Source organism: Stenotrophomonas sp. YJH_SMC_106-19 (genome assembly GCF_059368375.1).
The window spans coordinates 1-4,057 of the sequence record NZ_JCAFRQ010000013.1 but is presented as its reverse complement, the minus strand read 5'-3'; the positions used below and the strand labels follow the sequence as shown (position 1 = coordinate 4,057).

Below are 4,057 nucleotides of genomic sequence, written 5' to 3'. Positions count from 1 at the left end.
CTGCAGCTGTTCAAGACCTTCGAGGGCAACAACGGCGAGCGCATCACCCCGCGGGCGCGGGTGGTGTGGCAGAAGGAGCTGGGGGATACGCAGGCCCGCTACAGCACCGGCTTTGCGGCGGCGCCGGATCTGGTGTTCGGCAGCAACAGCCAGACGGTGGGCGAACAGGTGCTGAGCTGGAACCTGGGTGTGACCAGCCGGGCCAGCGAGCGGCTGTCGGTGATGGTCGACTATGTAGGCGAGCGCCGCGACGGACAGCTGCAGAATGGTGTGCAGCTGGGCCTGGGTTACCGGTTCTGAGTGGCCGGCGGCACCGGCGATGTCTGCATCGCCGGTGCCGTCCCAGGACGCACGCTGCTGCGGTATCGTTCGGCATGGAATTCCACCCAGGCCCCTCCATGCAGATCGCAGTCTTCAGCGCCCGGCCCTATGATCGTCGCTTTCTTGACGAGGCCAATCAGCGCGGCGCCGCAGAACAGGATTTCGCGTTCGTCTACTTCGATGCCTCGCTCGACCTGCATACCGCCACGCTGGCACAGGGCTGCGACGCCGTCTGCGTGTTCGTCAATGATCGTCTTGATGCCCCTGTGCTGCAGGCCCTGCACGCTCAGGGCGTGCGCGCCGTGCTGCTGCGGTGCGCCGGCTTCAACAACGTCGATCTCGCCGCTGCGACGTCGCTGGGCCTGTTCGTCGCGCGCGTGCCGGCCTACTCGCCTGAAGCCGTCGCCGAGCACGCACTGGCCCTGGTGATGACCCTCAACCGGCAGACACATCGCGCCTACAACCGCGTGCGCGAAGGCAACTTCATGCTCGATGGCCTGCTTGGGCACACCCTGCATGGCCGCACCGTCGGCATCGTCGGCACCGGCAAGATCGGTGTGGCGACGGCGCGCATCTTCAAGGGCCTGGGCTGCACGGTGCTGGGCCATGATCCCTATCCATCGGCATCCTTCGCCGCGTTGGGAGAGAACGTGGCTCTGGCCGAGCTGTTGTCCCGCGCCGACATCGTGTCGCTGCACTGCCCATTGACGGCGGATACCCATCACCTGATCAACGATGCGTCGCTGACGCAGATGAAGGCGGGTGCCATGCTGGTCAACACCTCGCGTGGCGGTCTGGTCGACACCCATGCGGTCATCCGCGCGCTGAAATCACGCCGGCTGGGCCACCTGGCCATCGACGTCTACGAGCAGGAAAGCGCGCTGTTCTTCCAGGATCTCTCCGGGGAAATCATCGACGATGAAGCGTTCCAGCGCCTGATGACCTTCCCCAACGTACTGGTGACCGGCCATCAGGGCTTCTTCACCGTGGAGGCCCTGCAGGAGATCTCGGCGATCACGCTGGGCAACCTGGCGGATTTCGCAGCCGGGCGGGCGTGCGCGAACCGGGTGGAGGCAGGCTGACCGAGGGTGGATTGACCACCGGGCAGGGGAGCCCGTAAAATCGCGTGCTCGGCCGGAATAGCTCAGTTGGTAGAGCGGCGCATTCGTAATGCGTAGGTCGCAGGTTCGACTCCTGTTTCCGGCACCATGTTTGATGAAAAGCCCCGGCCCTGGTCGGGGCTTTTTTGTGTCTGGTGGCGCCGGGCCATGCCCGGCGGAATGCGAGGGCAGGTGGCGCGATTCGCCGCCCGACTGGGGGTGAGGGCGACCTTCGGCCGTTAGTGCTTCCTGTCGTCGGCCACAGGCGCGACGGATGGCACTGCGACGTCCAGTGGCCCTGCATCGGCAGTGGCGTTGGCGGGGCGGCACTCTCTCGAACACAGGTAACCCGCATGTCGAACTCGTCGATCTCCCCCCTCACTTCCCGGTCCAGGCTGAGCATGGCGATGTCGTTCGCTCTGATGGCGGGACTCTCCACGCTCGATGCGCAGGCAAGCACCTTCCATCTGAACGGCGACACGATCTACTACTCCGGCGGCGTCGAGAGCAGCGATCCCAGGACCTTGGAGCGCATTCTCAGCGCGGCGAACCGGCAGGGACGGACCATCCGCCAGATCGTCTTCCGCAATTCACCCGGTGGTGCTGCCAGCGGTGGCGTTGGCATGGGCGAGGTCATCCGCCGCAATGGCCTGGATACCGTGCTGGACGGTGGTTGCTACTCGGCGTGTGCCGATGCGTTCGTCGCCGGTGTCAATCGTCGGATCACCCGCTTCGCCCTGCCGGTGTATGACGGTTACGACATGACCGTGCTGGGGATTCATGGCGAAGCCCGGGATGGTGTTCCCACGCCGTACCCGGGCCAGGAGAAGTACATCCAGTACTACCGGGACATGTTTGGCGCCAGGGACTTTGCCGTCATTGAAGGCCGGATCACCCAGGCCCACTACGAACTGGCGGAAAGCTCCGGCTTCCTGCGCTATTTCGATCCGGCCACGATGGCCATCGCGACCCGCTTCTGCCCGACGCGCGACACCAGCGAGGACGGTGGCTGCACGGCCTATCCGGACGTGACGCTGTTCAGCGACAGGGTGGCGACCTCGATGGACTATGCAACGACCAACGATGTCCTGATCATCGATGGCAAGCAGGTGAGCGGAAACATCAATCCGGCATTCGATCCCGCGCAGTTCTCCTATGTGCGCGATGTGGATGTGGACAAGGTCGTCGGCGGCGATGCCTTTGGCGTGATCAAGCTCACCGCAGGCGCCCACTGGTCCGCGACAGAAGACAGCGGTGCGTCGATCCTGTGGGTGGACTCGGGAAGGCTGGACATCACAGCGCAGAGCAACCTGCTTACCGGCAACAGCGTGATAGGACGCAACGGTGCCGTCGATGTGAGGGACGGTCTGCTGAAGGCCGGGAGCACGATCGTGGACGGTTCGCTGTCCCTCGCCTCGACCGGCGAACTGGACAACAGCGATACGCTGCTGGTCCGGCGTGGAGGTGAGGTGGCGATGGCCGGTGGTCGAATCTCCACGGCCGTCGTGACGCTGGATCCAGGGACCGCACTGAAGGGGCATGGAACCATCGGCGCGACGGCCTATGTCGGGGACCCGGACTATCCCGACTTCCCCTGGAATGTTCCGCAGGTGGCGCGGGTGAGGGTGGCCGGTGGCGATCTTCATCCGCAGGGCGGCCCGTTGACGGTCAACGGCTATGTCAGCTTCGCCTATCCCAATGCCGGCCGGCTGCTGTTCGACATCACCCCGGAGACGCGCCAGGCGGGCCTTGTACTGGACGCATTCGAAGTCCATCGCTGCGACAGCCAGGGCAGCTACTACTATTGCGGAAACGGGGCGGCCACCACTGCGCCGGGCTTCCTGATCGGCGGCACGGTCGGCAAGCTCGCGCTGGATATCGCACCGGGCTACTACCGCCAGGATCTTTCGATCCCGCTGGTACAGGGACGTATCTATGGCAGCAAGGAAGGCAACGAGCTGACCACCGCGCTGTTGAACGACAGTGACAGCGAGTTCGATGCCAGCGTGCCGCAGCTGCAGGCCGGACAGGTCGCCTTCACCCGTGCCGAGCGGCAGGACGGCTCGGGCTACAGTGCCGATCTGACCAGTGCCGACACGGCACAGCGCAGGTTCCATCCGCGCGAGAACTCGCTGCTCACGTTCAATATCGTGCAGACCGGCGACGGCATCTGGGCGGTCGCCAATCCGGCCTTCGATGACGTGTCTCCGTTCGCCAACGTGGCGTCGGGCGCGGGCCTCGGCCAGGCATTGAGGACGGCCGCGTCGCAGCCGGCGTCGGCGCTGGAGCCGCTGCTGGGTGCACTGCAGTTTGCCGACCGCGACGTGGTCGCGCAGCAGGCCGGTGCGCTGCGTGGCGATGCGCACGCCACCCTGCGCCTGGCCGACAACGCCCTGCTGGGCAGCATCGGCAACGTGGTCCAGCAGCATCAGGCGGCGATGCGCAGTGCCGGTGGGGATGCCGATGGCCTGGCCGCGCAGGTCGCGCAGTCGATATCGGCACAGCCGGGCATGCGCCATGGCACCCTGTTCAACCAGCTGGCAATGCATCTGGTCGAGCCGACGGCAGCAGGTGCGGGGGCCAGCGGTGATGGCCAGCGTGGCCACGGTCTGTGGGCACGCGGCTTCGCCAGCCAT

Annotated in this window: 3 protein-coding genes and 1 tRNA gene; all 4 read left to right on the top strand. The window is 65.7% G+C overall.

The features are described from left to right. On the top strand, positions 1-300 hold a 300-nt coding region (locus AC5P5M_RS18365; RefSeq protein ID WP_495206241.1), incomplete at its 5' end, for an autotransporter domain-containing protein. A 98-nt stretch (positions 301-398) separates the two neighbouring features. Next, positions 399-1,403, top strand: a complete 1,005-nt coding sequence (locus AC5P5M_RS18360) for a 2-hydroxyacid dehydrogenase (RefSeq protein WP_495206240.1) — start codon at positions 399-401, stop codon at positions 1,401-1,403. 51 nt (positions 1,404-1,454) lie between these two features. Further along, positions 1,455-1,530: transfer RNA gene (locus AC5P5M_RS18355), tRNA-Thr, on the top strand. A 298-nt stretch (positions 1,531-1,828) separates the two neighbouring features. After that, on the top strand, positions 1,829-4,057 hold a 2,229-nt coding region (locus tag AC5P5M_RS18350), incomplete at its 3' end, for an autotransporter outer membrane beta-barrel domain-containing protein (RefSeq protein WP_495206239.1).